The sequence below is a fragment of the Marinobacter sp. DY40_1A1 genome (genome assembly GCF_016597815.1).
Taxonomy (GTDB): Bacteria; Pseudomonadota; Gammaproteobacteria; order Pseudomonadales; family Oleiphilaceae; genus Marinobacter; species Marinobacter xiaoshiensis.
Genome location: NZ_VCHA01000001.1, coordinates 645991 through 670045 on the forward strand (window position 1 = coordinate 645991; position 24055 = coordinate 670045).

The 24055-nt window shown below is 55.9% G+C and carries 25 protein-coding genes; 18 read left to right on the forward strand and 7 right to left on the reverse strand.

Annotated elements, in window-relative coordinates; translation table 11 throughout:
- Window positions 1-5: 5 nt before the first annotated feature.
- From FFI61_RS02980 to FFI61_RS03020, 9 genes are all read left to right on the forward strand, one after another.
- Window positions 6-1148, forward strand: coding sequence for a protein-glutamate methylesterase/protein-glutamine glutaminase (locus tag FFI61_RS02980; RefSeq protein WP_200369205.1), 1143 nt, complete (start codon window positions 6-8; stop codon window positions 1146-1148).
- Window positions 1148-1888 carry a flagellar motor protein gene (locus FFI61_RS02985; protein WP_200369206.1) on the forward strand — a complete coding sequence of 247 codons (741 nt, stop codon included), beginning with the start codon at window positions 1148-1150 and terminating at the stop codon, window positions 1886-1888. The genes FFI61_RS02980 and FFI61_RS02985 overlap by 1 nt, the downstream gene beginning before the upstream one ends.
- Window positions 1889-1906: 18 nt before the next feature.
- Window positions 1907-2698, forward strand: coding sequence for a flagellar motor protein MotD (motD, locus tag FFI61_RS02990; protein ID WP_200201143.1), 792 nt, complete (start codon window positions 1907-1909; stop codon window positions 2696-2698).
- 167 nt (window positions 2699-2865) lie between these two features.
- Window positions 2866-3663 carry a ParA family protein gene (locus FFI61_RS02995; protein ID WP_200201142.1) on the forward strand — a complete coding sequence of 266 codons (798 nt, stop codon included), beginning with the start codon at window positions 2866-2868 and terminating at the stop codon, window positions 3661-3663.
- A complete protein-coding gene (locus tag FFI61_RS03000; RefSeq protein WP_200369207.1) occupies window positions 3656-4408 on the forward strand; it encodes a chemotaxis protein CheW in 753 nt (250 codons plus the stop codon). Before FFI61_RS02995 ends, FFI61_RS03000 begins: the two co-directional genes overlap by 8 nt.
- A gap of 154 nt (window positions 4409-4562) precedes the next feature.
- Window positions 4563-5051 (forward strand): chemotaxis protein CheW, encoded by a 489-nt coding sequence (locus FFI61_RS03005; protein WP_200201140.1) that lies wholly within the window; start codon window positions 4563-4565, stop codon window positions 5049-5051.
- A gap of 67 nt (window positions 5052-5118) precedes the next feature.
- A complete protein-coding gene (locus FFI61_RS03010; RefSeq protein WP_200201139.1) occupies window positions 5119-5511 on the forward strand; it encodes a DUF2802 domain-containing protein in 393 nt (130 codons plus the stop codon).
- A 26-nt stretch (window positions 5512-5537) separates the two neighbouring features.
- Window positions 5538-7820, forward strand: a complete 2283-nt coding sequence (locus FFI61_RS03015) for an ATPase, T2SS/T4P/T4SS family (protein WP_200369208.1) — start codon at window positions 5538-5540, stop codon at window positions 7818-7820.
- Window positions 7817-8920 carry an ATP-binding protein gene (locus FFI61_RS03020; RefSeq protein WP_200201137.1) on the forward strand — a complete coding sequence of 368 codons (1104 nt, stop codon included), beginning with the start codon at window positions 7817-7819 and terminating at the stop codon, window positions 8918-8920. The genes FFI61_RS03015 and FFI61_RS03020 overlap by 4 nt, the downstream gene beginning before the upstream one ends.
- Here FFI61_RS03020 and FFI61_RS03025 read toward each other — a convergent pair.
- Both FFI61_RS03025 and FFI61_RS03030 read right to left on the reverse strand, forming a co-directional pair.
- Entirely contained in the window at window positions 8906-9223 is a 318-nt protein-coding gene (locus tag FFI61_RS03025; RefSeq protein WP_200369209.1) for an EscU/YscU/HrcU family type III secretion system export apparatus switch protein, read from the reverse strand. The two genes, FFI61_RS03020 and FFI61_RS03025, sit on opposite strands and share 15 nt — an antisense overlap.
- Window positions 9220-10569 (reverse strand): flagellar hook-length control protein FliK, encoded by a 1350-nt coding sequence (locus tag FFI61_RS03030; protein ID WP_200369210.1) that lies wholly within the window; start codon window positions 10567-10569, stop codon window positions 9220-9222. The genes FFI61_RS03025 and FFI61_RS03030 overlap by 4 nt, the downstream gene beginning before the upstream one ends.
- Window positions 10570-10693: 124 nt before the next feature.
- On the opposite strand from FFI61_RS03030, the gene ccmA reads away from it, so the two are divergent.
- The 9 genes from ccmA (at window position 10694) to ccmI (ending at window position 18007) form a co-directional block, all read left to right on the forward strand.
- Window positions 10694-11356 (forward strand): cytochrome c biogenesis heme-transporting ATPase CcmA, encoded by a 663-nt coding sequence (gene ccmA / locus FFI61_RS03035; RefSeq protein ID WP_227714567.1) that lies wholly within the window; start codon window positions 10694-10696, stop codon window positions 11354-11356.
- Window positions 11346-12071: a heme exporter protein CcmB gene (ccmB, locus tag FFI61_RS03040; protein ID WP_200369211.1), complete on the forward strand. Its 726-nt coding sequence runs from the start codon at window positions 11346-11348 to the stop codon at window positions 12069-12071. Before ccmA ends, ccmB begins: the two co-directional genes overlap by 11 nt.
- 32 nt (window positions 12072-12103) lie before the next feature.
- Window positions 12104-12847: a heme ABC transporter permease CcmC gene (gene ccmC / locus FFI61_RS03045; protein ID WP_200369212.1), complete on the forward strand. Its 744-nt coding sequence runs from the start codon at window positions 12104-12106 to the stop codon at window positions 12845-12847.
- A 3-nt stretch (window positions 12848-12850) separates the two neighbouring features.
- Window positions 12851-13090, forward strand: coding sequence for a heme exporter protein CcmD (ccmD, locus tag FFI61_RS03050; protein WP_200369213.1), 240 nt, complete (start codon window positions 12851-12853; stop codon window positions 13088-13090).
- 15 nt (window positions 13091-13105) lie between these two features.
- Window positions 13106-13579, forward strand: a complete 474-nt coding sequence (gene ccmE, locus FFI61_RS03055) for a cytochrome c maturation protein CcmE (protein ID WP_200369214.1) — start codon at window positions 13106-13108, stop codon at window positions 13577-13579.
- A 39-nt stretch (window positions 13580-13618) separates the two neighbouring features.
- The gene (locus FFI61_RS03060; RefSeq protein ID WP_200369215.1) at window positions 13619-15631 is read left to right on the forward strand and encodes a heme lyase CcmF/NrfE family subunit; all 2013 of its coding nucleotides are present in this window, start codon (window positions 13619-13621) and stop codon (window positions 15629-15631) included.
- A complete protein-coding gene (locus tag FFI61_RS03065) occupies window positions 15628-16164 on the forward strand; it encodes a DsbE family thiol:disulfide interchange protein (protein WP_200369216.1) in 537 nt (178 codons plus the stop codon). Before FFI61_RS03060 ends, FFI61_RS03065 begins: the two co-directional genes overlap by 4 nt.
- Window positions 16164-16643, forward strand: coding sequence for a cytochrome c-type biogenesis protein (locus FFI61_RS03070; protein WP_200201128.1), 480 nt, complete (start codon window positions 16164-16166; stop codon window positions 16641-16643). The genes FFI61_RS03065 and FFI61_RS03070 overlap by 1 nt, the downstream gene beginning before the upstream one ends.
- 77 nt (window positions 16644-16720) lie before the next feature.
- A complete protein-coding gene (gene ccmI / locus FFI61_RS03075) occupies window positions 16721-18007 on the forward strand; it encodes a c-type cytochrome biogenesis protein CcmI (protein ID WP_200201127.1) in 1287 nt (428 codons plus the stop codon).
- Between the two features lie 79 nt (window positions 18008-18086).
- Here the strand turns inward: ccmI and FFI61_RS03080 are convergent, their stop codons facing one another.
- From FFI61_RS03080 to FFI61_RS03100, 5 genes are read right to left on the reverse strand one after another with little or no spacing between them, the layout of a single operon-like run.
- Window positions 18087-19832: a BatD family protein gene (locus FFI61_RS03080; RefSeq protein ID WP_200201126.1), complete on the reverse strand. Its 1746-nt coding sequence runs from the start codon at window positions 19830-19832 to the stop codon at window positions 18087-18089.
- A complete protein-coding gene (locus FFI61_RS03085; protein ID WP_200369217.1) occupies window positions 19826-21634 on the reverse strand; it encodes a VWA domain-containing protein in 1809 nt (602 codons plus the stop codon). Before FFI61_RS03085 ends, FFI61_RS03080 begins: the two co-directional genes overlap by 7 nt.
- A complete protein-coding gene (locus FFI61_RS03090) occupies window positions 21627-22655 on the reverse strand; it encodes a vWA domain-containing protein (RefSeq protein WP_200369218.1) in 1029 nt (342 codons plus the stop codon). The genes FFI61_RS03085 and FFI61_RS03090 overlap by 8 nt, the downstream gene beginning before the upstream one ends.
- Complete coding sequence (locus tag FFI61_RS03095) at window positions 22649-23119, reverse strand: DUF4381 domain-containing protein (protein ID WP_200369219.1); 471 nt, start codon at window positions 23117-23119, stop codon at window positions 22649-22651. The genes FFI61_RS03090 and FFI61_RS03095 overlap by 7 nt, the downstream gene beginning before the upstream one ends.
- The gene (locus tag FFI61_RS03100; protein ID WP_200369220.1) at window positions 23116-24048 is read right to left on the reverse strand and encodes a DUF58 domain-containing protein; all 933 of its coding nucleotides are present in this window, start codon (window positions 24046-24048) and stop codon (window positions 23116-23118) included. The genes FFI61_RS03095 and FFI61_RS03100 overlap by 4 nt, the downstream gene beginning before the upstream one ends.
- Window positions 24049-24055: the final 7 nt, after the last annotated feature.

Genomic DNA, 24055 nt, shown 5'->3' on the forward strand with positions numbered 1-24055 from the left:
AACGGATGACAGTTTCTGTCCTGGTCGTTGACGATTCAGGTTTCTTTCGCAAGCGACTAACAGAGATACTCACCTCGTCGGGCCAGATCCGCGTGGTGGGTGTTGCAGCCAACGGCCGGGAAGGTGTTGAGCTGGCGGAATCCCTGCGCCCGGATGTTATTACCATGGATTACGAAATGCCGATTATGGACGGTATTTCGGCGGTGCGAGAAATCATGCAAAAGCACCCGATACCGGTGCTTATGTTTTCCTCACTCACCTACGAAGGCGCCAGGATAACACTGGATGCGCTGGAAGCCGGGGCAGTGGATTTCCTGCCCAAAAACTTCGAGGAAATCGCGCGGGATGGCAGCCAGCTGCAAAAAATCCTGATTGATCGCGTGCTTGATGTCGCCCGCAGTCGACCGGCCGGCCGAGCGCAGCCAACTTCACCTTCTCCCAGAACAGCCCCACAACCTGCGCCTATGGCACCGGCCAGGCCCGCAGCGCCGGGGCGACCTGTGATGCCCGGTCGCCAGGCTGCTCAGTCTCTGCAGGATGAAACGCCCAAGCGAACGTCACGAAAAAGCCCTGCACGACACTTTTCCGTTGTGGCTATTGGCACTTCAACCGGCGGGCCAGTAGCACTTCAACGAGTACTTTCGGCCTTGCCGGCCAGTTTTCCATCACCGATTGTGCTGGTGCAACACATGCCAGCGAGCTTCACGCCGGCTTTTGCTGAGCGCCTTAACAAACTGTGCAAGATAGAAGTCCGGCAAGCAGAAGACGGCGATATCCTTCGCCCCGGTTTGGCATTGCTTGCCCCCGGCGGGAAACAGATGATGATCGAAAACCGCGGCGGCCAGCCCCGGGTTCGTATTTTGCCAGGGGACGAACGCCTGAATTACCGGCCTTGTGTGGACGTTACCTTTGGTTCTCTTGCCCGTGCTTTTCCCGGGAAGACCCTCGGTGTCATCCTCACGGGAATGGGGTCTGACGGGAAAGAGGGATGCCGAATGATGAAGCAAAGTGGCTCACCCATCTGGTCTCAGGATGAAAAAACGTCGGTGATTTACGGTATGCCCATGGCGGTTGCCAAAGCCGGCTTGAGTGATGAGATTCTGCCGTTGGACGAAATAGGCCCCAGACTGCTTGAGGGCGTTTGCTGATGGATATACTCAGCCTGCTCGGTGTCGTTCTGGCTTTTGCCGCTATTCTTGGCGGCAACCTGCTTGAAGGCGGAGCACTGAGCTCACTGTTTAATGGCCCGGCAGCCATCATCGTGATTGGCGGTACCCTGGCTGCGACCATTCTCCAAACCTCCTGGCCGGTGTTGAAACGGGCTGCCGCGCAGGCGCGGTGGGTGTTTGTTCCTCCGTTTATCAGTATTGAGGATGGTATTGGCAAGGTAATCGATTGGAGTGTGAAGGCCAGGAAGCAGGGCCTTTTGGGGCTTGAAGGGCTGGCGGAAAATGAGCCGGAAACCTTTGCGCGCAAAGGCCTTCAGTTACTGGTGGATGGTGCAGAAACCGAAACAATTCGCAGCATCATGGAAATAGATCTGGATTGCCGTGAGCAGCGAAATCTTGAGTCCGCTCGAGTGTTTGAGGCTATGGGAGGCTATTCACCGACTATCGGCATTATTGGCGCTGTTATGGGGCTGATCCAGGTGATGACCAACCTTGAAGACCCAGCATCCCTCGGCAGCGGAATTGCCACCGCCTTTGTGGCAACCATCTACGGTGTGGCGCTGGCCAACCTGCTGTTTTTCCCGGTAGCCAATAAACTGCGTGGGCTGGTCAAGGAACGTTCACGATACGAAGACATGATGATTGATGGTCTTATTGCCATCGCAGAGGGTGAGAACCCCAAATCCATTGAATTGCGGCTGCGGGGCTTTCTGCAGTAAGCAAAACCGGTTTCTATTATGCGGCGTCGCAGGCAACCTCAGGATGACTTGCACAACAAAGAGCGTTGGCTGATTTCCTATGCGGATTTCATAACCCTGTTGTTTGCTTTTTTTGTGGTGATGTACTCGGTCTCATCGGTAAATGAGGGCAAGTACAAGGTACTCTCAGAGACATTTACAGGCGTTTTTAACGCTCCTCAGCGCTCCTTTCAGCCCATTGAAATTGGTGACCAGCCTCCACGCCCGGAAGTTCAGCCCTCGGAGGCTGTAATTCCCCCGGCGGTAACAGAGGCCCCCAGAAACTCAGAGCAGGATACACAGGCCCGCACAGAGGCTTTGCGCACCATGGCAGATCAGTTGGCTATGGAGTTTGACGAATTGATCGATCGTGGGGTGGTTACCCTTGAAACCAACGATCGGTGGCTTTCGCTTAATTTGCCGGATAGCCTGCTTTTCGGTAGTGGTGATGCGGAGCCCCACTATGATGCATTTGATGTGATGGACAAAGTTGCGCGGGTTCTCAGGAACCGGGACAACGCAGTGAAGGTTGAGGGCTTCACCGATAATCAACCCATTCGCACCCCGCGTTTCCCTTCGAACTGGGAACTATCTGCGGCGCGTGCGGCGGCGGTTGTCCGCATGTTAAGCATGGAAGGTATCGAGCCTGAACGACTGGCTGCGATTGGTTACGGGGAGTATCAGCCTTTGGCTCGAAATGACACCGAGGAAGGCCGTCGTCGTAATCGACGGGTAGTGCTGCTTATTTCCCGTGATGCCAGCATCCGGGGCGTTATGCGCCAGGGTATTTAAACTCGATTACTGTCTGGCACGGTTTCTGTATATCTCCACCCGAATACATTCAGGCGGCAACCGGCTGCCGGCATGCAACTCATTCAAGTTACATGAAAACTGGCCGATAAACCGGGATACATCTCGGTTTTCAGTTGATCGCAACACAGTCGTTTTGGAGTGAAAACGTGCGAATCTGGGCAATAGCCAATCAGAAGGGTGGCGTGGGTAAAACCACCTCGGTAGTCGCTTTAGGCGGCTTGCTGGCGGAGCGTGGCAAGCGCGTTCTGATGGTTGACCTTGACCCTCATGGTTCGCTGACCAGTTGGTTCGGGTACGATCCGGATACCATCGCCCACAGTCTTTTCGATCTGTTTCAGCATCAGGGCAAGGTGCCTGAGGGGCTTCCAGCTCAGCTTATTACAGAAACCAGTTGCCCCGGGTTGGATCTTTTGCCCGCAAGTACCGCGCTGGCGACCCTGGAGCGCCGAATGGTGGGCGCCGAAGGTATGGGGCTGGTTGTTTCCCGGGCGCTTACCCAGCTGTGGGACGATTATGATTACGTTCTTCTGGATAACACGCCTTCTCTCGGCGTGCTGATGGTCAATGCACTGGCAGCTGCACAGCACCTGATTATTCCTGTACAAACCGAGTACCTGGCCATCAAAGGTCTTGAGAGGATGTTGCATACGCTGCAGATGATCATGCGCTCCCAGAAGAATCAACTGCCTTACACGATTGTGCCCACCATGTTCGATCGCCGTACCCAGGCCTCAATGCAAAGCCTTAATCTGCTGCGTAAAACCTACCAGGACAACCTTTGGCGCTTTGCTGTGCCCGTCGATACAAAATTCCGCGACGCCAGTCAGGCCGGCATAATTCCCTCAAAGCTGGAAGCCCAGACGCATGGCGTTCGGGCGTACCGGCATTTACTGGACGATTTGCTGGCCAAGACAGGCGCGCAGAAGGAGCGTCAGCATGGCTGACGAGAAATTGACAAAGCTCGCCGATCCAGCCAGCGCGATTGCCAGTTATCTGGACGAACTGCTGCACACAGCTACGAACACTGCGCGGCATGAAGAGCTGGCTGAGCCAAAACCAGCCGTAAAAGCCCCAGTCAAAAAGCGGGTGATAGCGCCTGAGCCAGCGCCCGTTCTGGCACCGGCACCCTTGGTGGCGTCACAACCGGTGCAGGTCCGGGAAGCGGCCCCAGCGGTGGCCTCCACGCCAGAACGTGCGCCAGGGAAAGAAGCACCAGTAGCACGCCCGGATTGGTCAGAGCGCCCATTCGAGTGCCTGATCTTCACAGTGGCTGGGTTGCAACTCGCGGTGCCTTTGGTGCTATTGGGTGCTATATATCAGATTGAAGAGAGTATTCGGCCCATTCCCGGTAGCCCCCGTTGGTACATGGGTATTCGTATGGGTGCCCATCAGAATCTCAGGGTTGTGGACACGGCTGAGTGGATTATGGCCGGGCGAGTGCCTGCGAATGCCCGGGATAATTATCGTTTTGTTATTCGCCTGGATAACAGCGAATGGGGTTTGGCATGCGATAATGTAGCCCAGTCATTCACTCTGAGCCCGGATGATGTGCGCTGGCGCACGGCCCGCAGCAAGCGGCCCTGGTTGGCTGGCACAGTAATTGAGCAGATGTGTGCTCTGGTTGATGTCCGTACCATGGCGGATTTGTTGGTGCGTGCGGAGCGAGAGCAGCATCTTGATCTGAGTTGACGACCTTGATATGAGTTGACGACTCTTCCGGTTACCGAACGAAACCTTGCCGTACTGGCACGGTTTGTGCCCTTAACTATAGTATTGGGCACTGATGATGTTTTTTTGACGATCAGGCTGCCCGCCCGGGTAAGCCGAACAGGAGAAACTGGTTATGGCATCCCCGAGCGGACCGCAAAAACAGGCCAAAGACGATCAGGTACTGCAGTATGTGACCTTCCGGCTGGATAACGAGACCTATGGTCTGGATGTTATGCAGATTCAGGAAGTGCTGAGATACACGGAGATTGCGCCGGTGCCAGGCGCTCCGGACTATGTGCTCGGTATTATCAACCTGCGGGGCAACGTGGTGACAGTCATCGACACCCGTCGCCGTTTCGGATTGGCAGATGCAGAAATGACAGACGCCACCCGAATAGTAGTGATGGAATCTGCCGACCAGGTGATGGGTATTCTGGTGGATTCAGTGGCCGAGGTTGTGTACCTGAAAGCCAGTGAAATTGAGACTGCACCGAACGTGGGTAATGATGAAAGTGCCAGATTTATCCAGGGTGTATGTAATAAGGGTGGTGAACTGATCATATTGGTCGAGTTCGACAAAATGCTGTCAGACCACGAATGGGCAGAGATCGCAGGGCTGTAAACCGGCGCACTACCGGCCAGACCTGATGATGGATGCCTCAAGTGGCTAATAACCGGAGACGTCCATCATGTTTACTGAAATTCCTTCCTATCTTCCCTGGGCGCTGACTGCTGTAGCGATTTCACTGGTTTTTGCTCAGGGCGTTATGCTTGGGCGCCAGAACCGGCAGCTGAAAGCCACACTCAAGGAGCGCTGCGATATCCTCGGCAGAGAGTTGCATGCTACTGCCAGTGGCAGCATGGGTGTGGGCCAGCGCCTTGTGGCCTGTGAACGGCAATTGCATGAGCTGCGAATAACCATGGATGAGATGCGCCAGAACGACCCTCTGAGAATATCTTACGATGAGGCTTCACGGCTGGTTGATCTTGGTGCCGATATCGACGATCTTATGAACACATGCGGAATATCCCGTCCCGAGGCCGAACTGGTATCAGCACTGAAAAAACGTCAGGCGGCCTGAAACCAAGCTGTTACGGACGCTTTTGAATGAACAAAGTCTATTCAAGGGGCCGAGAGGCCCTTCTTGCCGTTTCCCGCACTGATTTTGTTACCGGCTCGGATCTGATCCCCTCTATAACCGGGCACTCCATTCCCCGCCATGAAACCGTTGCTCATATCCTGTCTATCATGCCCGAGGTTATGCCTGCGGACACTGTTATGCATGTGGGTGGCGGTTCCGGCTACCTTGCTGCTGTGCTTTCACGCCTTGCTCATCGTGTTATTTATATCGAAAAAAATCCGAGCGTTGCAGAAGCTGCGAGAGACCGGTTTTTCCGGCTGGGCATGAATAATGTGGATGTTCTCGCCCAATCGGCCGAGAGCGAACTGGATCTCGATCAACCCTGCAATCTTGTGTTGTGCACCACCTTTATGAGCGAGCACGACACCTTGAAGCAATACCTGTGCGAAGGCGGCAATCTCATTTGTCTTGAGGGTAAGGCCGGGCCGGTGCCAAGTATGGCCATGTATGTGAAACGCGCCGATAAGCTGGAGCGGGTTCGCACTCTGGGCTGGGTAGACTTTAATCGTAACTCGGAACAGATTCTTATCGATCTGGGCATGGTGGATGAGCGCATTCTGACTAAGGCCAAAGCCCAGGCGGCGACAGAAAACTGCCGCGTGCTGGATGTCTTGCGTCGCACCTTGAATATTGAGGAACGCGAGCTCTATCGCTCTCTGGCTCAGCAGCGGGGAATGGTTTTCGCTGAGGCTGATGCGCTTTTACCCGCTTTGAAAGATGAACTGTTCCAGCGCTTCTCTCGCACCTTCCTCGACTTGTCCCGGATTATCCCGGTGGCTCAGACAAACGAAAAGGTGACGTTTGTTACCGATGATCCGGATGCACGCACTGATCAATTGGAGCGCATGAGCCCGGATCACACCATAGAATGCTGGTTGGTTACGCCCACCGATTTCCGGCGGATTTGGTCAGCATTGGACCTGTCGGCTAAAGGTAACCGGTTTGCTGCAGACCAGGCGGTGTTGTCCACCACAGGTGCGGGTAGTGGTAACAAGCGTGATACTTCGCTGGGTCAGGAAACCGGTACCGATCATGTCAGCCCCTATCTGGTGTCGGTGTACGAGGCGATTCTACTGGATGCCGTCAGTGAAAAAGCCAGTGATATTCATATTGAACAGTACGGTGAGCGGGTAAGGATTCGTTTGCGGGTAGACGGCGACCTGAGGGATTTGGGCCAGTACCAGATTACACCCCGTGAGCTCAAAGGTGTCATTAACGTCATCAAATTGCGGGCTGAACTCAATATTGCTGAACGCAGGCTCCCCCAGGGCGGACGTTCCCGGTTGCAGTTGGGTGGTATGGCCTACGATTTGCGGGTGCAGACTCAGCCCTCATTGCATGGTGAGCATGCGGTTATCCGCTTGTTACCCCAGACCGGCCGCGCCATGACCATTGCCGAACTGGGCATGTCGCCAATGATAGGCTCACATTATGAGCGCCTGCTGGATAACCCAGCGGGTCTGGTTCTGGTGGTTGGCCCTACAGGGTCAGGCAAGTCCACAACGCTTTATGCTGGCCTGCAAACCCTTGCAGACGATGGACGACGTAAGGTGATTACGGTGGAGGACCCCATTGAGTACTCCATCGATAATGTTCAGCAAACCCCGGTTCGAAGCGAAATCGGCTTTAACTTTGCGGATGCGATGCGGGCTTTTGTTCGTCAGGATCCCGATATCATCATGGTTGGAGAGATCCGCGATAAAGAAACCGCTCTGGAAGCCATTCGCGCATCCCAAACTGGCCACGTGGTGCTTTCCACGTTGCACAGTAATGATGCGGTGGATTCCCTGCAGCGATTGTACGATTTAGGCATTCATCCGAACTCCATCGCCGGTGAATTGTTGGCGGTCATTGCCCAGCGCCTTGCCAAACGCATCTGCAAACATTGCCGTCGGCCAGCGACACCAGACCCGGTTATTCTTGAGGAGGTATTTCCCAACGGCGCACCGGATGATTTTCGTTGTTTTGAAGGTGCCGGCTGCGACAAGTGTGGGGGGCGCGGCACCCGGGGCAGGCTGGCCATCGTGGAGTATATGGAGGTGGATTCGGATATCCGCAATGCCATATCCAGCCAGCCACCCATTGGTGAATTGCGTTGGCGGGCGTTGGATTCCGGCCTGGTGACCATGCGCGACAGTGCATTGGACCATGTTATTGAGGGTGTCATTCCCATGTCTGAGCTGCCACGCATTCTGCCCCAGGAGCGTATGGCGCCGGAAGTCCGTGGTGGTCGCAGGAGTACGTTATGAGCGCAGCTAATCAGCAGAAGAAAGCCGCGCAACGGGTGCCGGCCGAAGTGGTTTTTCACGACGAACTGGAGCGCATAGCTGCCATGGATCTTGGGCCCATACCGCCAGGTTGGCGTATGTCGCCGAGGGCAGTTGAGAAGTTTGTGCTGGGCGATGAAAGCCTGGGCATTGAGTGCAAGTTTGTGGCGGATCGCGCCATGGTTACCCGTATCATCATTTCCTTGTGCACTAACCGGGGCTGTTTGCTGGTTGGCGAGCCGGGTACGGCCAAGTCCTGGCTTTCTGAATTGCTCACGGCGGCCATTTCAGGGGATTCTACTCTGGCTTTACAAGGTGGAGCGATCACTCAGGTTGGGCAGCTTCTGTATAGTTGGAACGACGCCATCCTTGCGACCAAAGGCCCTTGTTTCGAGGCGCTGGTGCCGAGCCCGCTAATGCGCGCCATGATGGAAGGTCGGTTGGTACGGTTTGAGGAAATCGCCCGTTGCCCGCAGTCGCTGCAAGATGCGCTGTTGTCGGTTTTGTCCGACCGGATTGTTGTCATTCCAGAAATTCCCGGAGACGATGGTGTGATACTGGCCCGGGATGGGTTTAACCTGATAGCTACCTCTAACAGCGTTGATGCTGGCGTGAATGAGATGAGTGCTGCTCTCAAGCGCAGGCTGGATTTTGAGGAAATCCGGCCAATCAGGAATCTGCCGGATGAAATAGGCATTGTTCTGAGGGAGGTGAATAAAGCCAACAAGCGGGCGGGGATCAACGTGGACCTGGACCAGGCTGTTATTGAGGTGCTGGTTACTATGTTTCACGAGCTTCGCAATGGCCAAACCATGGATGGAAGGAGTACGGATCGCCTGGCGGGCGCAGCACTTTCAACCGCTGAAGCGGTGTCAGTTGCTCACGCGGCAAGCCTGAATGCCTGGTATTACGGCGGCGGAAACATGACGGTAGAGCAACTGATGCATCACATCATCGGTTCGGCACTTAAGGATCATCCGGACGACCGCCGGCGCCTCAAGCACTACTTCGAGACAGCTATTGCACCCCGTAAGGGTGAGGTCTGGGCTCAGGTCTGGGCTCTGCGCTCACTCATCCATTGATGGCTCAGAGTTGTCCCGGCCGGCATCTTCGGGCGTGCGGCCGCGTATGTGAAAGGCAAAGGCAAGAATTTCTGCAATAACCCGGTAAAGATTCTCGGGGATTTCGTCATTCAGAGACAGGCGCGCGAGAATGCCGGCTAACTCGGCGTTTTCATAAAGGGGTACGTTGTTCTCTCTGGCTATCCTGATAATTTCATCGGCCAGTTCGTAAGTGCCTGTGGCCGTGATGGTCGGGGCTTTTTCGCCGTCGTATTTCAGTGCAACGGCGGCGCTGGCTGATTGGCCCTGATTTTTCTCTTTCATGCTCGGGTATCCACCAGTCTGTGTTCCAGCTTGGTTGTCGGGTACGAAGGGCTGCCACGACGGCATTCCAGATCGGTCACTTCCAGCCCCAGTTCCACAAGGCTGCGCCTCAGAAGCGGCAATTCTTCGTTCACCTGCTTTAGCGTTTCCTGTTTTTCTGCCCACACCCGCGCACTGACTTCCTGCTGGCGCAGGGAAACCTCAAAGTTCAGCGCCCCGGCCAGCTCCAGATCAATGGCAAGATTCAGGCGCCATTCGCTGATGGCAGCGCGTTTTTCGTTACGGCCCTTGGCTGAAGACTCTTCCTTGTACTGTTCCAGGCGCAGTTGTGCCAGCTTGGGCTCGTTCTGGGGCGTTACCCAGGGTAAGTCCATAAGCAGGGTAGAGGTGGGTGCGGGCGTGTCACCGCCGCCCCGGGCTGTCAGGATTTGGCTGTGGAGCTGGTTAACTGTAATCCGGTTCAGCATGCCTGCTAACATGCGCAAAGTCTGGCCCACGGATGTGGGCTCGGAACTCGCTGCTGGTACCACGGCTTGCGGGAATTGCAGCGGCGCCTGAACCAGGCTCGGGCTTGCCAAGGGCATAAGACGGTTGAAGGAGGTTGCGGGATTGCCGCCTTGCTCTGCCAGCAGGCTCGTGATCATTCGTCCTATGGCAAGCTTGAGATCGGGCAGTGCGGGCGAGGGTGTTTGGGTCAGGCGGGATTCTGCAAACAGCCCACTCTCGGCTATCCATTGCCGGATTTGCTGTACGCTGTTGTTCTGATTGCCAGCACCGGGTGCCAGGGTGTTGCTTGCAGGCAGTCTTGCAAGGAGCGTTTCAATAGCCAGGCGCGCCGCTTCCGGCAGAGGCTGCAGGCCTCGGGCTGTGGGCAGTTGTCCTGGCTTCAGTTCAGGCACCAAACCCCGGTTCAGGGCAGTCATCAGTTTTGCCAGACCGCTGTCCAGGCTTTGCTGCCAAAGCATCCGTTGCGCCAGAGCCTTGGTGATGGCGGCTTCCGGGGTTGCTGCCAGTTTGCCCATTAATTGCAGCTCGTTACCGGCCCGCATCACTTTTACCCAATCCCCTGGCGTTAGTTCCGTTGCACCAATGGCCGCATTAACCTGTAACGGCTTGCCTCGTACCTCCAGCATCACTTCGGCACTGCCGCTGCCCTGGCGGTTAATGACTTCTGCCACCCGAGCCAGTATGGTCTCCCGGTTTGCGAGCTGAATCTGATCCAGTTGCTGTCGGGCAGACAGCGCTATGGTTTCCCGGCCTGGCTGCGAGGCTTCATTGGTTTGCGTCGGCCTGGGTGTTGCCGGTGCCGGAGGGGTTGGGGACTGTTGGCCGCTGGGTAGTTTCATCGCTGCTGACTTGATACCAGACAAGAGTAATCTGTTAGCGCTTTCGTTATAATACGCCGCGCTGGCAACTATTGTCGTGAATACACCCGATGCAATGATGCATCGTCCTGATTACGGGGCCCTGATGTCCGAGCCGTTACCCTTGATTCCCGAACCACTACTACAGGCTGTTAACCTGCAGTGTGAGCGGGACAAGCGGATACTTTTCCGTGAGTTATCCTTTTCCATACTGCCCGGTACTGTAACCCGTGTCGAGGGTCCAAATGGCTCTGGTAAAACAACCCTGCTAAGAATTCTGGCTGGCCTGAATGATGCCTGGACAGGTGATTTAAGGTGGTGTGGGGCGCCGGTGGCAAACCATCGCGAAGAGTTTCTCCGCAACATGCTGTATCTCGGGCATCGTCCGGGTATCAAGCCTTTGCTTACTCCTCTGGAAAACTTACGTGCATTAATGGCAGGTCGCAGGCCTGTGTCTGATTCGGCATTAAGCCAGGCCCTGCAAGGCACTGGCCTCGCTGGGTATGAAAACGTACCCTGCCGTAATTTGTCTGCCGGCCAGCAGCGCCGAGTTGCACTGGCACGGCTGTTAATTGCCGATGAACCCCTATGGCTTCTTGATGAGGTGTTTACCGCCATTGATTCGGACGGTGTGGCAGCTATTGAGGGCCTTTTGCAACAGCGAGCTGCGGAAGGGGGTGCCGTGTTGGTGACTACTCACCATGAATTGGCGCTGCCGGGTATGCACAGGCTGTTGCTTGGCAAGGGAGGCATGACCGATGAACGCTGAAGTCCGCCCCACAGTGCAGTTGGCCAGTAGCAGTGTTAGTGCTCTGGCTGCCATGAAAGGTGTGTTTGCCCGGGATATGAAGGTGGCATTTCGGCAACGTCAGGATCTGCTTAACCCTCTACTATTTTTTATTATGGTTGTTACGCTATTTCCTCTTGGTGTTAGCCCGGAGGTGTCATTCCTCAGCCAAGCGGGCGCCGGTATACTGTGGGTGGCAGCCCTGCTTTCTGTGTTGCTGTCACTGGATCATCTGTTTCGTCATGATTTTGATGATGGCACACTGGAACAGCTTGTGCTTCAGCCCCAGCCGCTGTTTCTTCTTGTTTTGGCTAAAACCATGGCGCACTGGATGCTGACAGGCTTGCCCTTGGTCATTTTAGCACCCGTTCTTGGTGTTATGGTTCATCTCGACGGGAACTCTATTGCTGTTTTGTGTCTAACGCTGCTGATTGGTACGCCGGTACTGAGTTTGATTGGCGCTATTGGTGCTGCGTTAACGCTGGGGTTGCGGTCGGCAGGTGTGCTCTTGTCCCTGTTGATCATTCCGCTGTACATTCCGGTGCTGATATTCGGCACAGGCACAGTTGCGGCAGCAGCTGAGGGTGCGGCTGTCGGAGCATACCTGGCTTTGATGGGTGCTTTCCTGATGTTGGCGCTGACACTGGCGCCGTTTGCAGCAGCAGCAGCGCTGAAAATCAGCATGTCGAACGGGTAAAACAAGGTAAACGGTAGGACGGTGACCATCTGATGTGGCAATTTTTTCACAAACTGGGTTCCCCAAAATGGTTTTTCGGGATATCCACCCGGTTCATGCCCTGGCTGTTGGCTGGCGGCCTACTGCTGTTAATGGCAGGCGTGGTTTGGGGGCTGGCATTTGCGCCCAAGGATTATCTTCAGGGTAATAGTTACCGCATCATTTTCATCCATGTGCCGACCGCATTTATGGCGCAATCGATCTACATAATGATGGCGTCTGCAGCCCTTGTAACTCTGGTTTGGCGCATGAAGCTTGCCGATGTGTTCGTCAAGGCGGTTGCTCCGGTGGGGCTGGTGCTGACCTTTCTGGCGCTCTTTACCGGAGCAGTCTGGGGCAAACCAACCTGGGGCACCTGGTGGATCTGGGATGCCCGGCTTACCTCCATGTTGATTCTGCTTTTCCTGTATGGCGGTGTTATCGCACTGGATCGAGCTATCAATGATGAAAAATCGGCAGCCCGTGCGGTCGCTGTGCTTGTGCTGGTAGGGGTAGTGAATATCCCCATTATCAAATACTCCGTAGACTGGTGGAATACACTGCACCAGCCCGCGACGTTCAAGCTCACAGAAAAGCCGTCCATGCCGGCGGAAATGTGGGTGCCGCTTCTGCTATCAGTGCTGGGCCTGTACCTGATTTTCGGCTGGCTCGCCTGTGTTCGTATGCAGACGGAAATTTTGTCCCGGGAGCAACGCACCCGGTGGGTGAAAGAATTCGTATTGAAAGGACGGGGCTGAGCCATGGCATTTGATTCTTTTTCTGCCTTTATCTCTATGGAGGGCCACGGCCCATATGTATGGGCCTGTTACGCTGTATTTTTCGTGCTGATGGCGGTGATGATGGTCGGCTCGGTGCGAAGCAGGACGGCTGTTATTGAATCCTGCCGTCGTGGTTATGAGTTTCAGGCCGACAAGGGTAAAGTGGCCACGGCTTCGACATCTTCTGCGTCCTTCGCGCGCGTAAACGTTTCCCAAGACTGACTGACAGGTATGTAAATGCACCCGATCCGTAAAAAACGGCTGACCATTGTACTGTTTCTGCTGGCAGGACTATCCGTTGCAGTGGCACTGACAACCTATGCGTTGCGTCAGAACATCAACTTGTTCTACGACCCAAGCCAGATCTCTGCGGGTGAGGCCCCTGTTGATGTGCGAATCCGCGCAGGCGGCATGGTTGAAGAGGGTTCGGTTGTGCGGGACCCGGAAAGCCTGAAGGTGGAGTTTCTGGTCACCGATTACAGCGCTTCTGTTCCGGTGGAGTACGTCGGAATTCTGCCTGACCTGTTCGCAGAGGGGCAGGGCATCGTCGCCATGGGCAGGCTCAACGCCGAGGGCCGTTTTGTGGCGGATCAGGTTCTGGCCAAGCATGATGAAAACTACATGCCTCCGGAAGTTGCCGGAGCCCTGGAAAAGGCTTCAAATGCGGAGGCCAAGTCGGCGGCTGAAAGTACCAAACCGGCAACCTACTAAACACCCTACAACCAATAGCCTGATTCCTGGAGAGCTTTGATGTATCCCGAACTCGGACAGCTTGCACTGATACTGGCGCTGATTCTGGCAGTGCTTCTGTCGGTTGTACCCCTGGTTGGCTCACTCACTGGCCGGGACAGCCTTCAGGCCTTTGCCAGGCCGCTGACCACCGGCATGTTTGTGTTTGTCGGGCTGGCGTTTGTGGTGCTGACCCATGCCTTCCTGACGGATGACTTCTCCGTGGCCTACGTGGCCAACAACAGCAACAGTATGCTGCCCTGGTATTACAAATTCAGCGCAGTGTGGGGTGGCCATGAAGGCTCACTGCTCCTGTGGATATTGATGCTGACCGGCTGGACCATGGCTGTTGCCATTTTCAGTCGCCGTTTGCCGGCGGTGATGATCTCCCAGGTATTATCCGTGCTCGGCATGGTGAGTGTTGGCTTCCTGCTCTTTATCGTCGTGACCTCGAACCCCTTTGATCGCTTGCTCCCCAACGTGCCGGCTGATGGTGCAGACTTGAACCCCTTGTTGCAGGACTTCGGTCTGATCGTGCACCCGCCCATGTTGTACATGGGCTACGTTGGCTTTGCGGTCGCTTTTGCATTCGCCATTGCGGCATTGATTAACGGTCGTCTGGATGCCGCATGGGCCAGATGGTCCCGGCCCTGGACAACCGTTGCCTGGGCTTTCCTTTCTATTGGTATCGCGCTCGGAAGCTGGTGGGCTTACTACGAGCTTGGCTGGGGCGGTTGGTGGTTCTGGGATCCGGTCGAAAACGCTTCCCTGTTGCCATGGTTGTCGGGTACCGCACTGATGCACTCGTTGGCAGTGACCGAAAAACGCGGTGTTTTCAAAAGCTGGACAGTACTGCTAGCCATTGTGACCTTCTCACTTAGCCTGCTGGGTACATTTCTGGTTCGGTCTGGCGTGCTTACCTCGGTGCATGCATTTGCATCTGACCCGGAGCGCGGCACCTTTTTGTTGGCATTGCTGGCACTAACCATCCTGGCCAGCCTGATGCTCTATGCGTTCCGGGCGCCGGTGGTTCATGTGCGCTCCCGTTACGGCTCTCTGTCGCGGGAAATATTCCTGTTGCTGAATAACGTACTGTTGGTTGCTGCAACCTTGCTGGTGGCAGTTGGCACACTTTACCCACTGGTTCTGGACTTCTTTGAACTGGGCAAGATTTCTATTGGTGAACCTTTCTTCAATCTGACGTTCAGCCCGCTGGCTGTGGCGACAGGCCTTCTGCTTGGCGTTGGCACCTTTTCCCGCTGGAAGAAAACCGATGCCGGTTGGCTCGCGCGCAAACTCTTGTGGCCGTTGGCGGTCAGTGTGTTGCTTAGTACGGCGGTCATGATCGTGTATGGCGGATTCAAGCCTTGGGCGTTCCTTGGCGTATTTACAGCCGTATGGGTAACCACTGCAACTTTCTGGGATCTTTGGGACAAGTCTTCATCGAAAAAGGGGCGAATTCATGGTCTCAAACGGCAGTCCCGCAGTTACTACGGCATGGTACTTGGTCACCTGGGCCTCGCTCTCACCATGGCAGGCGCAACGGTGGTGTCGAACTATGGTATTGAGCGCGATGTGCGCATGGTGCCGGGAGATGTAGCTGAGGTTGGGGATTACCAATTCCTGTTTGTGGATATAGGTGAGCGCCGTGGACGGAATTTTACTGCGCAATACGGTACGTTCGAGATCATGCTGGATGGCAAGCGTATCGCTGAACTGCACCCTGAAAAGCGCCAGTACGCGGTTGGCATGAGCGTTATGACAGAAGCGGATATTGATGCCGGTCTGTTCCGGGATATATTTGTGGCTGTCGGTGAACGTATTTCAGACAACGCCTGGGCTATTCGCCTGCAGTATAAGCCGTTGATCCGCTGGCTCTGGCTTGGCGCTTTGTTTATGGCCGCAGGTGGTTTCCTGGCCATCTCGGATCGCCGTTACCGGATACGCGAACGGGCGACTGAAAGCCGAGCGTCCTCTGCACCATCGTCGCCAGCGCAGCCGGGCTCTCAGGGCGCAGCCGGAGCGGTTTCATGAAGCGGTTTTTACTGTTCCTGCCGTTGCTGGTAGCCATCATAGTGGGTGCATTCCTGTTTGCCGGTATCGGTAAAGATCCCACCAAGCTGGATTCCGCCCTGGTTGGAAAGCCGGTTCCGGTATTCAGTCTCAAAAGCCTCAAGCAACCTGAGGCGACCCTTGATGAGAGCCTGTTCCAGGGTGAGGTTACCCTGTTGAATGTGTGGGGTACCTGGTGCCCTGCATGCCGGGACGAGCATGCTGATCTGATGTGGTTGGCGCAGGAAAGGAAGGTTCCAATTATCGGCTTGAACTACAAAGACAACAGAGATGACGCTTTGGTCTGGCTGGACAGGTTGGGCGATCCATACCGTACAGTGATCTATGACCCAAAAGGCACTCTGGGTTTTGATCTGGGTGTTTATGGCGCGCCAGAAACCTTTGTTATTGATGCATCCGGTGTTGTGCGTTATCGCCATGTAGGTGTGGTCAACGTCGAGGTGTGGGAACAGATCCTGTTGCCAGTGATTACTAAAGCGCGGGGGAATGGCTGATGCTCCGTATTATGTGTTTCCTGCTGGCTATTCTTGCATCCGGCATAACCTCTGCAGATGTTTCTGCTGTGTATGGTTTTGACAGCCGCAGTGAAGAGCAACGCTACCAGAATTTGATTGCAGAACTGCGCTGCCCCAAATGCCAGAACCAGAACATTGCGGATTCAAATTCCCCCATTTCCAAGGATATGAGAAATGCGGTTTATCAAATGATGCAGGAGGGGGCCAGCAATGATGAAATTGTTGAGTCTCTGGTAGGCCGCTTTGGTGAGTTTGTGAAATACAAGCCTGATCTGGACAGTCGAACCTTCGTTCTCTGGGCAACGCCTGCAATAGCCGTTTTGGGTGGTTTGCTGGTGGTGGCCGGGGTGGTTGTTCGTTCTCGTCGGGCGGGCACAGCAGCGCCAGCACTCAGTGCAGACGAGCAGGCCCGTATTGAAAAAATGCTTGCGGAAAAAAATCGTAACGGCAAGGCCTGAATAGCACTTAGTTCAAACGCCTGGCTTCGTAGCTGTACGCACCGTTTTATTCATTTTGAACCTGTGATGATATTTCCATGACCCAAACTTTCTGGATTGCCGCAACGGTACTGATCATTCTTGCCCTGGCATTTGTAATCTACCCAGTGATGTTCCACCGCCGGGGCGACCGGCAGCAGACGGATCTCAGAAACCAGAACCTGATGGCATATCGCAGCCGCATGGCTGAGTTGGAAAAAGAGCATCAAGCTGGAATTATTGACGAGGAAACATACCAGCAATTGCGCGATGAACTTGCCGGAGCCATGTTGGATGATGTGCCTGAGAACGAAGCTCCGGCAAAAAGTATTCCCGGTCGCAAGGCCGCGATGGCAGTGGGTTTGGTTTCAATACTCCTGATCCCCGCAGCCACGGTTGTACTTTATGACGAGTGGGGGGCTCTGGACAGCGTGGAAGCGTATATAGCCATGCAGGAATTGGGTGGTTCAGACGAAGCCCGAGCAGCGCAGATGGACACGCTCACAGAACAGTTGCGTGAGCGGTTGGAAGCAAGCCCCGACAACCCGGACGGATGGGCTATGTTGGGCCAAACCTATATGCGCCTGGAGCGCTATGAAGATGCTGCCTGGGCATTCCGGCAGCTGGCGGATAGTGTGAAGTCGGATGATGGATCCCGGGCAGTTGCTCTGGGGCTGTCTGCGCAAGCACTGTTTTTCCGCAGTCAGGGTGCCATGACCGATAAGGTCACCGCCACAATTGAAGAAGCAAGGTCACTGAACCCCGACGAAGTTAATTCCTTGGGCTTACTGGGTATTCACTCCTTCAGTCAGGGCGACTATCGGGAAGCTATCCAATATTGGGAACGCATTCAGGCAGTCGCACCAGACCACCCGCAGTTGGGCGCCATTCAGGGTGGCATTAAAGAAGCTTACACTCGGCTTGGGGAGCAGCCACCAGCACAGGAACCGGCTTTTGCTGCAGCGGATGATAGCGCTCAGGGAATGGGCGTAACTGTGAGCGTAAGCCTCGATGAAGCATTCAAGCAGGATATTCCTGAAGACACTACCTTGTTTATTTTTGCCCGTGCAGCGAATGTTCAAAGCGGCCCCCCGCTGGCCGTTGTCAGGTTGACCGCAAGCGCTTTGCCCGTTGATATCCGGTTGGATGACCGATATGCGATGACGCCGGAGGCAGTGATCTCAGGTGTGGAAGAAGTGGCTGTAACGGCGCGCCTGACACGTTCTGGCAGCATCAACGCACAAGCAGGTGACTGGCAGGGCAGTACTGATACACCCATTACGGTTACCAAAGAGCAGGGCGCACCGGTATCCATAGTGATCAATAAGCAGTTGACCGGAAGTTAACCGGAACGTCTCCCGCCGAGCCGGCAGGTACCGGCCCGGTGAGTGTTCAAACTGATTTCAGTTGTTGCCACGTTACCCCTCACAATGAAAGGCCGGCGGGGTAAAGTGGCGGCAAGTCAGTTTCCTGCTTAGATCTGTTTTTCTGTTGTCTTGCTTGCCGGAGCGCCGCAACCAGAGGCTCCCCGTCCCACTGTTCACTGCTGTTTCCATCACCGGAACGATCCTGGCTGAACAGATGCGCCTGTAGTGCGCTCAGCTCCTTGTCAAGATCCGGTGTCTGAACTACCCGGAAAACGTCTCCGGCAGAGCGGAAGTCGTGCCCTGGCCAGTGCAAATTTGACCAGTGAACAAACAGCCCCGGCGTGGATGCCCGACCATCTTTTGCCGCATTAAGCATCTGCTCAAACGCATTGCGTTCACTTTCGCTTTCCTCAGAGACGCTATTGGCAGGCGCATCGGCAGCCAGTCTGCGGGTTCGCCACCAGGCCAACATTGTCAGAACCCAAATACCCGCAAGTGCAAGACTGACCCATTGCCAGAATGCGTTGTCTGCTGCTGCACCGGTGCTGACAGATTGATTCGCATCGCCAGTGGCAGGTGGTGAGCCTTGGCTTGACGTGGAGCCTCCAACAGCCGCTGGTGACGCGTCAGATGCAACCACGTTCAGGGTTTGTGCAGGGATAACAGCAACTTTCTCACTGTCGGATTCTGTATCCCACCAGGGAATACGCACCGCCGGAAGGCTCAGTTTTCCGGATTCCACGGGAACCAGAGCGCTGGTTTGAGTGAGGGTCGAGACAATGCCGTCGGGGCCCACGTTAGTGTTTCGCTGTGGCTCTTCCGGATAGCTTCGAAGCCCGTCAGGCGCAGAATCAGGTAGGGGGGGCAGCGCTTCTGAGGGCAGTCCTGCAGCTTGCAGGCTTAGTGTGCGGGTGAGATTGTCGCCGGTCTTCAGATTCAAGGTAGGTGGCATGCCAGCCTCTCTGAGAGTGAGGCTGGTGGCCGGTAACCAGGTTGCGCCGCTGAACTCTGCTGGTACATCTTTTACAGGCACTTCAAACAAGGAGGCACTGTCCCGCAGGAACCGAAGAGAGCCGTCGGCATCTCTGGCCTGACCTTCAAAACGAATGGGAGGCAGATTCATTACGCCGGGTTTTTGTGGAAACAGGGCGTAGCGCCGCTCCACAACCCGGTAGCGTACGCCGTCGCGGTCGCTGGAATACTCCCGTTGTTTGCCGAGGCTTTCGATGATCGCGTTTGGGTGCTGCGGATCGGATAGCTCACCACGGATAAGGTTGCCCTGGAAGAACAGCCTCACTGTCAGGATCAGCTGTTCCTGAACATAGACTTCGGCTTTATCAGCCGTCAGCTCAATGAAACTCCCTCGATTCGTGCCAGTCTGGTCAGGGGGCGTACCGCCAACAACCTCGATGACCACCGGTTTGGATTTTGAGTCTTTGAAACTCAGTGGGGGTATGGTGAGTTTTCCGGTTGATTTGGGTGCAAGCTGGTAGGTCCAGGTTATTTCTCCCACCATGTCGCTGTTTATTGTGCGAATGCTGTAGCGCTGGTTGCGGGCGAGTATCTCGAAATCACGTTCCACCTTTTCGATATCTGGCGAGGGCAAGTTCGATAGATCAAAATCAAACAGGTTGCTCAGGCTGATATCTATCTCTGTGCTGCCCTTGACGGTAAGCGTCAGCACTTCGCCTTCGTAAAGGCGGGTTCTGTCTGGCTCTACGCTGAGTTCGCCGGCCTGCGCACCAAGCCCGAATACCATAAGAACTGCCAGCCAGATTGCCGGAATATTCAGCTGTTTTACCATGGTGTGTCGCCCTCATCCGATGGTGTCTGACGCTCCTGATACTGTTGCAGGAATTTTCGTTGTAAAAGCCCGCCCGGATTGTCTGGTACCCGGCGAAGGGATTGCTCCTGGCTTTGGGTCAGGGGCGTTTCAGAGGTGGGCGCGGGTGCCTCGACTTCCTGATCGCCGGGTTCTGTCTCCGTGGCCTGCGCGCTTGAATCCTGGTTTTCTGATGCGTCGCCTGTTTGCTGCTCGCCAGGTTCATCCTGATTACCGCTCTGCTCTTGGTCTTCGCCTCCGTTTTCGGACTGTTCAGGTTCCTGGTCCGAGTTCTGTGGCTGATCCTGATTTTCGTTGTCACCGGATGAGTCTGAGGGGTTCCCCTGTTGCTGGCCATCGTTCTGGCTGGAATCCGAAGGGTTCTGGTTGTCTTCGCCCTGGTCCTGATCGGATTGTTTCTCCTGCTGTTTGAGCAGATCCTCAACAATCTGACGGTTTACCCGCGCATCTTCCATGTCTGGTTTGCGGGCTAGTGCGCTGTCGTAGGCCTCAATAGCTTCCTTTAGTTTGCCGGCCCGGGCGAGAGCGTTGCCACGATTGTAATCCCCGAGGGTAGTGTCCAGGCCGGAGAAAACTTTGGCGGCTTCCTCATAGCGCTCGGCCCTGTAAAGAGCTGCCCCCCGCCATTCCGGTAACGTGAGAATCCTGGCCGCTGCAGTTGGATCTTCCCGTATCAATTCCGCGGCCCTTTGATCTTCACGCTGCCACAGGCTGCCCCAATCCATGGCTTGGGCTGGTTGTGGCAGAGCGGGCAGGACAATCAGTGCTATGGCGGTAAAAGCGCCGCGGCGCCAGCCCAGTAATAACAATGGTAAGGCCAGCCACAGCAGCCAGTATCCGTCGTCTTGCCAGCGGTTTACTGTGAGCCCGGTGGTGGAGTCTTGCCACTCGTCGGATTCCGCAGGGCTGAGATTCAGGGCTGCTATGTCGGTGTCATCCAACGTCATTTCATGGCTGCTACCACCATTGTTTCGGGCGAGTTCCGCGAGCATGTCCGGGTCGGTGCGAGTTATGACGATGCTGCCGTTATCGCGGATAAACCCCCGCCTTGCAAGCGGGATGGGGCCGCCATCGCGGGTGCCGGCGGCCAGCGTGCTGAGGGTATAGTCACTACCCTTTAGCGCAGTGCGGATAGGCTCGCGGTAGCGATCTGGAACCTCATCGGTAATCAACAGAATGCGACCCATGCCCGGAGCACCTTGTTCCAAAAGTGCGCGGGCTCTGGCAACTGCAAGATCCGAACGGTTGCCCTGAACCGGCATGATCACAGGATCGAGTACGTTGAGCATGCCAGTGACTGTGTTGATGTCGTCGGTGAGAGGCGTGACAACGTGAGCATCGCCGGAGTACACAATCAGCCCGGTGAGACTGCCTTCCCGAACGGCGAGTATGTCGCGGATTTTGCGCTTTGCCCGGGTTAGGCGGTCCGGTTCCAGATCGGTGGCCAGCATGGACAGCGATAAGTCGAGCACAACCACCAGGCTGTCCCCCGGCTTTTTCAGGGGTGTCGGCGCCTCACGCCAGGCTGGCCCGGCGAGGGCAATAGCGAGGATAACCAGTGCGCTGATTGCTGGCAGGAGCTTTGATTTTCCTTTGCCTTCAGCTCCGCCATAACGCCGGATAACCGGGGCCAAAAGCTGCTCGGGGATCAGGCCTGACCAGCCACTGTCGCCGGAGCTCCGGCGCGCCAAAACAATGTACAACAAAGGCGCAAGGAGTAGCAGCAGAAGCCAGAGAGGGCGGATGAAGTGGAAGTCAGCCATGGGTCGCATCTCCTTCCGCAGCCTGCCGGACATTGCCCTGCCAGGTCCTGATTCGTCTGAACATAAGGAGGCCTAGCCAGAGAACGACCGCCATGCCCGCAGGCCAGAAAAAGAGATCGGTAACCGGGCGGTAGGTTTTGCCATCCAGTTCAATGGGTTCAAGCTGGTTGATGGTTTCGTAAATCAATTCCAGCTCGGGCAGGCTGCGGGCACGAAAATACTCGCCGCCAGTTTGCTGGGCCATGCGTGTCAGCAGATCCTCGTCCAGATCTCTTGAAGGGTTTACCCGGCGGGAGCCCAGCAAACCACGGCGGATCATCGACTCGGCACCAATACCGATTGTATAAAGGCGAACGCCTGCAGCCGCCGCTATTTCCGTGGCTTTGTCCGGAGTGATTTGGCCGGCGGTATTGGCGCCATCAGTCAGCAATACCACCACTCGTTGTTGTTGAGGGCGCTCTCTGAGGCGCTTTGTAGCCAGGCCGACAGCGTCGCCGATGGCTGTTGCCCGCCCGGCCATACCGATGCCGGATTCCTGCAACAGGGTTTCCAGTGTTTCCAGGTCAAAGGTCAAAGGCGCCTGCACATAAGGCTCCGTGCCAAACAGTATCAGGCCCAGCCTGTCTCCTTCACGGCGGGCAATAAAGTCGTTCAGCACTCTTTTAACGGCCTGTAAGCGGTTGATGCTGCGGCCCTGAATGATCATGTCCTGCTCTTCCATACTGGGCGAAATGTCCACCACCAGCATAAGGTCGCGCCCGGACACGGGCATTTGCACCTGTTCACCGACATGCTGTGGCCGTGCCAGTGCCAGTACCAGCAGCGCCCAGGCCAGAAACAGCACCAGGGTTTGCCAGCGGGGCGCGCCATTGCCCTGTCGAGTAACCCCCGGCAGCTCCGAGAGCCAGTGGCCAACGGGGAAAACCGGGGCGTCCACTGTGTGGGTGGCGGGCTTCTTCCATTGCAACAGCAGGGGCACAAGAATCAGTAGTAGTACCCAGGGGTAAGTGAGGCTCAGCATTTTTGCGCCTCCAGCCAAATACGGGCGAATTCCAAAGCCTGTGCGGGTTCGGCCGTCGGCTCCGGTTGCCAGGCACTGTTTATCAAAGCATCGACAACAGGGCGATGGGCTATTCGTCCTTCAGGGAGGTGGCGAATCAGGCATTCTGCCCATTGCTCGCCTGTCTGGGCTTCAGGGTTTTCGCCCGGATAACGCGCCCGCGCCACACGCTTGAGCAGCGCATTGAGTTCCGTGAACCACAGTGGCTCTTTAACGGCCGAGCGCTCCAGAATAGCCAGTTCGGCCTTTGCAAGCCTCAGCCAGCGGTTTCGGCGGTGGCGACGAATAACTGCCCAGACCAAAGCGACCAAAGCAAAAAGCAGGAGGAAGCCCAGAACCCACCAGCCCGGCGCCGGTGGCCAGAAGCCGCCGGTTATTGGCAAGTGAATATCTCGCAGTTGGCTCAGGGGATCGTCGGGTGTCATCCGATTCGCCCTCCCGGCCCGAGTATGGATTTAAGGCTCACTGCAGGTGATTCATGGGTTGAAACATTAGACGCCCATACGCCCGATAAACGGAAGCACTCTTCAAGCCTGGCCTCGTGGTGAGCGATCTTTTCATGCCAGGCCTGCTGAAAGCTGCTGTTGGATGCATCAAACCAGACAGGGCCTTCAGTACCGGCAACTGCGAAGCGACCGCTTTGGGGCAGTTCAAGCTCCAGGGGGTCCACAACGCGCAATGCGCTGACACTGTTGTGGCGAGCCAGAGCAGCGAGCAGTGACGGGGTGTTGTCCGAGATGCCAAGGAAATCACTGATCACGAAGATTCGACTGCCCGTATGGGCAACACGTCGGGCTTCTGCGAGCGCCGTATCGAGGGTGGTTTCTGATGCGGCGCTTTCTATGGATGTGTGCTGCTGGCTGGCGAGGGTGTCCAGCAACCTTAATACGGATTTTTTTCGCCGGGCCGGGCGCTGAACGTTCAAGGTACTGCCGTTAAACACAATGCCGCCTACCTGATCACCAGCCATAAGCGCCAGCCAGGCAAGAATGGCGGCAAGCTGAGCGCAGCGCACCTGCTTGAAGGCTCCGGTGCTGGCGAAGAACAGAGTGGGGCCCAGATCGCATATCAGCAGTACCGGTCGTTCGCGCTCTTCCTCGTACAGTTTTGTGTGGGGAGCCTGGCGACGGGCGGTTACACGCCAGTCAATGCTGCGGATATCGTCCCCTGGCTGGTAAAGCCGCACCTCCGCAAAGGCCATTCCACGACCACGCTGTGCAGAGCGCTGGAGCCCAGCCTGGCGTGCTCTTGCAGGGCGCGCTGAAGGCAGCTTCAAGGCCCGGGCATCTGCTTGCAGGCGAATGAGTGCCTGCAAGTTTATGCGGGTTGTTGCATCACTGGCGCGTACATCCATGGCCAGC

Coding starts and splice junctions, on each gene's coding strand:
- ccmC (WP_200369212.1), top strand. CDS start 12,104: ATGTGGCAATTTTTTCACAAACTGGGTTCCCCAAAATGGTTTTTCGGG.
- ccmE (WP_200369214.1), top strand. CDS start 13,106: ATGCACCCGATCCGTAAAAAACGGCTGACCATTGTACTGTTTCTGCTG.
- FFI61_RS03090 (WP_200369218.1), bottom strand. CDS start 22,655: ATGCTGAGCCTCACTTACCCCTGGGTACTACTACTGATTCTTGTGCCC.
- FFI61_RS03020 (WP_200201137.1), top strand. CDS start 7,817: ATGAGCGCAGCTAATCAGCAGAAGAAAGCCGCGCAACGGGTGCCGGCC.
- FFI61_RS03085 (WP_200369217.1), bottom strand. CDS start 21,634: ATGGCTGACTTCCACTTCATCCGCCCTCTCTGGCTTCTGCTGCTACTC.
- FFI61_RS03015 (WP_200369208.1), top strand. CDS start 5,538: ATGAACAAAGTCTATTCAAGGGGCCGAGAGGCCCTTCTTGCCGTTTCC.
- ccmB (WP_200369211.1), top strand. CDS start 11,346: ATGAACGCTGAAGTCCGCCCCACAGTGCAGTTGGCCAGTAGCAGTGTT.
- FFI61_RS03010 (WP_200201139.1), top strand. CDS start 5,119: ATGTTTACTGAAATTCCTTCCTATCTTCCCTGGGCGCTGACTGCTGTA.
- FFI61_RS03080 (WP_200201126.1), bottom strand. CDS start 19,832: ATGGTAAAACAGCTGAATATTCCGGCAATCTGGCTGGCAGTTCTTATG.
- ccmA (WP_227714567.1), top strand. CDS start 10,694: ATGTCCGAGCCGTTACCCTTGATTCCCGAACCACTACTACAGGCTGTT.
- ccmI (WP_200201127.1), top strand. CDS start 16,721: ATGACCCAAACTTTCTGGATTGCCGCAACGGTACTGATCATTCTTGCC.
- FFI61_RS03000 (WP_200369207.1), top strand. CDS start 3,656: ATGGCTGACGAGAAATTGACAAAGCTCGCCGATCCAGCCAGCGCGATT.
- FFI61_RS03030 (WP_200369210.1), bottom strand. CDS start 10,569: ATGAAACTACCCAGCGGCCAACAGTCCCCAACCCCTCCGGCACCGGCA.
- FFI61_RS02985 (WP_200369206.1), top strand. CDS start 1,148: ATGGATATACTCAGCCTGCTCGGTGTCGTTCTGGCTTTTGCCGCTATT.
- FFI61_RS02980 (WP_200369205.1), top strand. CDS start 6: ATGACAGTTTCTGTCCTGGTCGTTGACGATTCAGGTTTCTTTCGCAAG.
- motD (WP_200201143.1), top strand. CDS start 1,907: ATGCGGCGTCGCAGGCAACCTCAGGATGACTTGCACAACAAAGAGCGT.
- FFI61_RS03070 (WP_200201128.1), top strand. CDS start 16,164: ATGCTCCGTATTATGTGTTTCCTGCTGGCTATTCTTGCATCCGGCATA.
- FFI61_RS03005 (WP_200201140.1), top strand. CDS start 4,563: ATGGCATCCCCGAGCGGACCGCAAAAACAGGCCAAAGACGATCAGGTA.
- FFI61_RS03100 (WP_200369220.1), bottom strand. CDS start 24,048: ATGGATGTACGCGCCAGTGATGCAACAACCCGCATAAACTTGCAGGCA.
- FFI61_RS03095 (WP_200369219.1), bottom strand. CDS start 23,119: ATGACACCCGACGATCCCCTGAGCCAACTGCGAGATATTCACTTGCCA.
- FFI61_RS03060 (WP_200369215.1), top strand. CDS start 13,619: ATGTATCCCGAACTCGGACAGCTTGCACTGATACTGGCGCTGATTCTG.
- FFI61_RS03025 (WP_200369209.1), bottom strand. CDS start 9,223: ATGAAAGAGAAAAATCAGGGCCAATCAGCCAGCGCCGCCGTTGCACTG.
- FFI61_RS03065 (WP_200369216.1), top strand. CDS start 15,628: ATGAAGCGGTTTTTACTGTTCCTGCCGTTGCTGGTAGCCATCATAGTG.
- ccmD (WP_200369213.1), top strand. CDS start 12,851: ATGGCATTTGATTCTTTTTCTGCCTTTATCTCTATGGAGGGCCACGGC.